Raw genomic sequence first — 5,312 nt, forward strand, 5'->3', positions numbered from 1 at the left:
TGAACCCCATCGAAAAGAAATGGGCACAGGCTAAGTTTCTACGCCAAGGCTGGATGGAAAACGACTTATCCAAATTGTTTTATGATATTTGTCCTAACCATAACAATTTTATTTTGAACTGACTATAATATAATTAATGCTGTTGTTAAGCTTAATGATGGCAAATCCTTTATGAATATAATAAATAAGACTGCAAACAAGACGATCAGTATATCTATAAGAAGACTGATAAGCATCAAAGCAGTCAACAGTAAGCCTTTAGGGCTGTACATCTTTAATTCACCATTCTTAAAAAAAATTCGAGTGAGAATTGAGGGTTTTATTGTCGAGTTATGCTCTCTCACATAGATTATCTCGCTATAGTTTTCAGGCGAATCTTCATCTTCCAATGCCACAGATGGCAGCAATAATTCGACAGGTTCAATATCCAACCAAAATGCCTTTTCATTACCTCGACCCCCTCGTGAAGACTCAACCTTAATCACAGGGATATAGCCAATACGATTAAGTATTTCGGAGTCCATTTGAGTTCGAACAAAATCGGATAAATACTTTTGGATCTTACTAATATTTATCTGCTGTTGGGCTTCTTTGCTATCAATATCATCTAGACTGACATTCTTATCAATGGCATAAATTATTTTACGAGTAATTCTGTCAGGCTCGTAAACATCACCTTCATTTTCTGGCAGGCTCTTTAGCCTACGCTCTAACATTATCCGTAAATAACGCTGGTTTTTAGTTTCGTTATGATAAAAGTCAAGACGATTGCTTAAATTCTCAAATAATTCTAAGTATTTGTTTTTCATTAGTATTAAACCGAATAAAACCCGTTTGTTACCCCTTTTAGGGGTGTTTACGCAAAAATACTCAGCTCATACTAACCTCTGTTTTTACAAACCCTAAAGAGGATAGTAACCATGCTAATGAATATTGCTATTAATGATCTAGATCAAATTGTTGGTATTAAACAAGTAGAAAGAGGACTCGCTTGTAACTGTTATTGTTTTGAATGTAGCGAACCCGTTGTTGCTAGAAAGGGAGAAAAAAACGAACATCATTTCGCTCACTCTAGCAATAAAGAAAGTTGCCATATCAACTCTGAAAGTATCCTACACAAGTTTGCTAAGCAAGTCATTATGGAGAAAAAATGTGTGGTATTGCCCCCCTTGCCAGAAACAGATGAGACTGAAGCAAAAAATTGGCAGTTCTCTAGCTTAGTAGCAGAACAGGCTGTTGGCTCAATTCGTCCTGACTTACTAGCAAGTATTGATAATGAGATGCTTTTTATCGAAGTTGCCGTGACATCATTTGTAGATACTCACAAACTTAATTTCATCAAACAATTAAATATCAAGACCATTGAGATAGACTTGCGAGAACTACTAAAGCGCAATGTCTGTATTCCTAGTGATGAAGCAGCACAGTTCATTCTAGAACAAGTAGATAATAAGAAATGGTTATACCCTGAAGCTAAGAAACCTGACGAGCCGTTGGCAGATTGGTTAAGTACGACGCCTTTACCTGAAATCAATACGAACCACGTTGCTGACGATAGTGAAGAATCTCAATCTAAGCTCCCCAACAATTATGTTAAACATCGATTTATTATTAATAATGTATGGGTAGATGCATGGGTGTTTAACGATGGGGGTATTTCAGTAAAAACGGTCAGTTATAATCCAGAGATTGTAGCCTTACTGAAGCAATGGAGCAAAGAAGGTGGTGGTAGATATACACCAAAATTCAAAGCTTGGAAGTATTGTAATCCTTTCTCTCATACCGTGTTACTACGTTTGCGAGAAATGGATACTACACCCAAACTCTAATTTCTTTGGGATAGATATATCAATACTGCTGCAATCTGGATGAAAAACACAATGAATATGAAAAGATTTACAAACCGCAAATTTAAATTTTGTTCTACTTGTAGCTCTAAACAGACACTTAGAGTGATTGAAAAAGATGACTGGAAGCTAGGTGCTTACCATTGTCCAAAGTGTAATGCCGATACTGTTGATAGCTTCGTGCTTGTTGATTCTCATGAAAATGGGTGCAGGATTGTCGCTAAGAAGATGAAAGCCTATGGTTTATTTAATAGAAAGTAACGCTTTAATAAACTATAGTGGAATTGTTGGAAACTCAACAATCTGAGAGGCAGATCCTAGTTCGATACTTGTATAATGCACCAACCCAATAATTAATGACGTGGTAATTGCCGAACTGATTCAATCGGTTCGGTTCCCTAGTGAGGACTTGAACACTAGGCTGTGGGCTAATGATATCAAGGTTTTAACTGTCTGAAATAGTCACAGTGTACTTCATGGTGTACTTACCATACATATTCTATTCGTGATCGATGCGCTATACAGGCATCGATCTGCTAATATTGTATGTGTATTAATAACTACGAAATCGTTAGCAGAGATCAAAACAGTCAATGGGTAACTCAATGGTAAAGATAGAACCAGTAATGGACGCAGATATTGTCCCAGGTATTCAGGCTGCTGGTATAAAGTTAGGGATAAGTTTTGACTATTTTAAAAAAAGCACAGAACATATTTATAAACCTACGAAGGAAGAATGTGATGTGCTATCAACCCATAATTTATGGTTTCTTTTCCATAGAGATGAGATGACTATAGGTGGTACACATATAAATGAGATTTATTGCTACTGGGATAATAATATAGTTTTAGAGTTTAGCGGAGATGAACCTATATTAACTGGCATACATGTAATGAGCAAATATTCAGGGTATTTGTTAAAAACATTAAAAATAGGGGATAGACTTGATCTACTGAAATACGAACTTGGATTTGATTTTTACTATGGCCATGGAGATACTCATTACCTGAAGCCAAATCCGTTGGAATCAGAAGATATACTAGAAGGAGTATATATTACTACAAATTATCTATTACCTTATTCTGCTGAATATCCAGATCACACTGTTAAAGCAATCACAGTATACTTATAAGTACGCCGAAATCCTTAGAGACTATTTAGGCTAAAGCTCAACGATTAATCAACATTGTCAAATGGTTCGATTGGGTTATACCCCAGCGGAACTAGCTACTTAACCCTTCAAACTTATTATCAGACTACTTAAAACAGACTTTAATATGGAACCATTTATAACAGACTTTTGAACTATAAGACAGGTTACTACGCTTTCTCCCTATCATTAGCCTATACCTTAACAGTAAAATAATTAAATGATAATCAATCTATCATTAGAGTTGTTTTCACTATTAAACGATAGTATTATCATTAAACAATAATATTTAAGTCTAAAAGATATGTTGATACCCATGACAGTCAGAATATATGTGAGAGCTAGCACAAAAGACCAAGATGCTAAGAGAGCCTTGTCTGACTTGATTGGCTTTAGTAAAGATTATGCTGATAGTCATGTCGATTACATTGAAAACTATAGTGGTACTAAGTTAGATAGACCAGAACTTACTAAGTTACTTGATGATGCTAATCAAGGAGATGTCTTGCTTGTTGAGAGCGTAGATAGATTAAGCAGATTGTCTCAAGATGATTTTGGTATTTTAAAGCAAAGAATGAAAGATAAAGGCTTAAGGTTAATCGTAGCAGACCTACCTACTACGCATACAATTAATACTGGCATGAGTGGAGAGATATTGGCTGTAATCAACAACATGCTAATTGATTTGTTAGCAACAATGGCTAAATTGGATAATGACAAGCGTAGAGAGCGTATTAAGCAAGGATTAGCTAATAGTGGTTATAAACCTACAGGCAAAAAAGCTAATACACAGAAGCACAAACGCATTAGAGAATTAGCAAGTCAAAACAATATGAAAAAAGATGAAATAGCTAAGGCCTGTGGTGTTGGAGTGGCTACAGTTTATCGAGTACTAAAAGATACGTAATACGTCAGGTAATGAACTTAAATAATTATGCTTTGCTGAATTACTATATCTAAAAATAAAACAGTAGTCATAAGCGCTAACTATCTTCAAGAGCTATCTTAGTATAGTGAGCGTGTAGCAAAGCTTTTACTTCCCTGCTAGTTGCAATTTTACCTTCCTCAAAGTCTTTGAAAATATGCTGAGTATCTGGGTTGATAGGAATATTATCGATTGCAAAGCTGCTCAAAATATCAGAGTTGATGCGGCGGCGCTTTTCTATCTCTTTCTGACTTACTAAAATAGGACGATCGTCAACAATCGGTGTTTTAGATTTAGAATCTTCCATGCTAGCTCCTATCAGTAGTAATAAACTTATTCAGCAAGTCATATAATATTCTATCTAGATAACTTTTCTCTCACTAGTATGGCTTATTCGGCTAATTTAGTTGTATTAATGATTTAGACGTAGGTAGATCATGATTGTTTGATATCAAGAGCTATTGTGACTGAATAAATAGTGTTTCTAGCGTTTCCTAGAGCTGCATAACTTATTGGCTCTAAAGCTTTCTGAGACCTATATGGGCTGAATATCTCATCAATAGTGTAGTGAAAACTACCATCATCTACTCCAAATACATAATCAAAAAATATTTTGGCCATTGCAGACTGAGGATGGCTAGCATCGCGAAAAGATTTATTGCGTTTCCAACTACCACTATGTATTTTACCGAATACTCTTTCTATATTACCAGAAACAGAATTTGAAGCATGTCTTCGAGTAATACCTGGTTTTTGCACGTATGCAGCAGCATTTTCGACAGACTTCCAAATGACATAATGCATGGTTGATACAGAGCATTCAGCTAAACATGCTCTGAGAATGCTAACTAGCTTCTCGCCAATAGGCGGTGCTAGATAGTTCAGTCTTGACCTAGTAATCAGGTAGCTTAAACATTCTCCTAGCTGTACCTTTTCACACCAGCTCTTAAATTGACTATTCTCTACTAGAGCACTGGTATTTTTTTTAGATCTAGCGTTTATCATGATTTTAGTAAGATTCTCAATACTATAAGCAAACTCAAAGATAGCTTGATAGAAGTCTATTTCTAACTCCTGTTCTTCGTTGATGGTTACGTATTCGTAGCTATTTTCAGGAGCTAGTATGAGCAGATTTCGGTTAAAGAGATGATGTAGTATCTCTTCATCTAATTTAGAAAACGGTGATAAAGGTAATGATAAATTGTCGCGTAGAGAGACTGTATTCCTTATATTATCTGCCCCTAGGCTCTCTACAATCGCTGTGTAGTGGTCAACTAATTTAGGACAGCTGATAAGAGGTTTTGATTAAAGTAACGTCTCTCTTTTTCTGCTGGCGGCAAATAATCGTTGAAAGCATGCGGTCTCACGGTCTGATAATAGCCCCAGATG

The 5,312-nt window shown here is 35.8% G+C and carries 6 protein-coding genes; 3 read left to right on the forward strand and 3 right to left on the reverse strand.

Annotated features, from left to right (window positions below; all coding sequences use genetic code 11):
• Positions 1 to 122: 122 nt before the first annotated feature.
• Positions 123 to 809, reverse strand: a complete 687-nt coding sequence (locus JMX91_RS13060) for a hypothetical protein (RefSeq protein WP_201549595.1) — start codon at positions 807 to 809, stop codon at positions 123 to 125.
• A gap of 111 nt (positions 810 to 920) precedes the next feature.
• Here JMX91_RS13060 and JMX91_RS13065 point away from each other — a divergent pair, with 111 nt between their 5' ends.
• The 3 genes from JMX91_RS13065 to JMX91_RS13075 all read left to right on the forward strand — a co-directional run bounded on the left by JMX91_RS13065 (position 921) and on the right by JMX91_RS13075 (position 3,905).
• Entirely contained in the window at positions 921 to 1,829 is a 909-nt protein-coding gene (locus tag JMX91_RS13065; RefSeq protein ID WP_201549596.1) for a competence protein CoiA family protein, read from the forward strand.
• A 644-nt stretch (positions 1,830 to 2,473) separates the two neighbouring features.
• Positions 2,474 to 2,980, forward strand: coding sequence for a hypothetical protein (locus JMX91_RS13070; RefSeq protein ID WP_201549597.1), 507 nt, complete (start codon positions 2,474 to 2,476; stop codon positions 2,978 to 2,980).
• Between the two features lie 334 nt (positions 2,981 to 3,314).
• Complete coding sequence (locus JMX91_RS13075; RefSeq protein ID WP_075101903.1) at positions 3,315 to 3,905, forward strand: recombinase family protein; 591 nt, start codon at positions 3,315 to 3,317, stop codon at positions 3,903 to 3,905.
• A gap of 76 nt (positions 3,906 to 3,981) precedes the next feature.
• On the opposite strand, the gene JMX91_RS13080 is transcribed toward JMX91_RS13075, so the two are convergent.
• Entirely contained in the window at positions 3,982 to 4,230 is a 249-nt protein-coding gene (locus JMX91_RS13080; RefSeq protein WP_201549598.1) for an antitoxin VbhA family protein, read from the reverse strand.
• 128 nt (positions 4,231 to 4,358) lie between these two features.
• Entirely contained in the window at positions 4,359 to 4,727 is a 369-nt protein-coding gene (locus tag JMX91_RS13085; protein WP_201549599.1) for a hypothetical protein, read from the reverse strand.
• Positions 4,728 to 5,312 lie beyond the last annotated feature (585 nt).

Origin of the sequence: Psychrobacter sp. Pi2-1 (genome assembly GCF_904846645.1) — a bacterium.
GTDB lineage: Bacteria > Pseudomonadota > Gammaproteobacteria > Pseudomonadales > Moraxellaceae > Psychrobacter.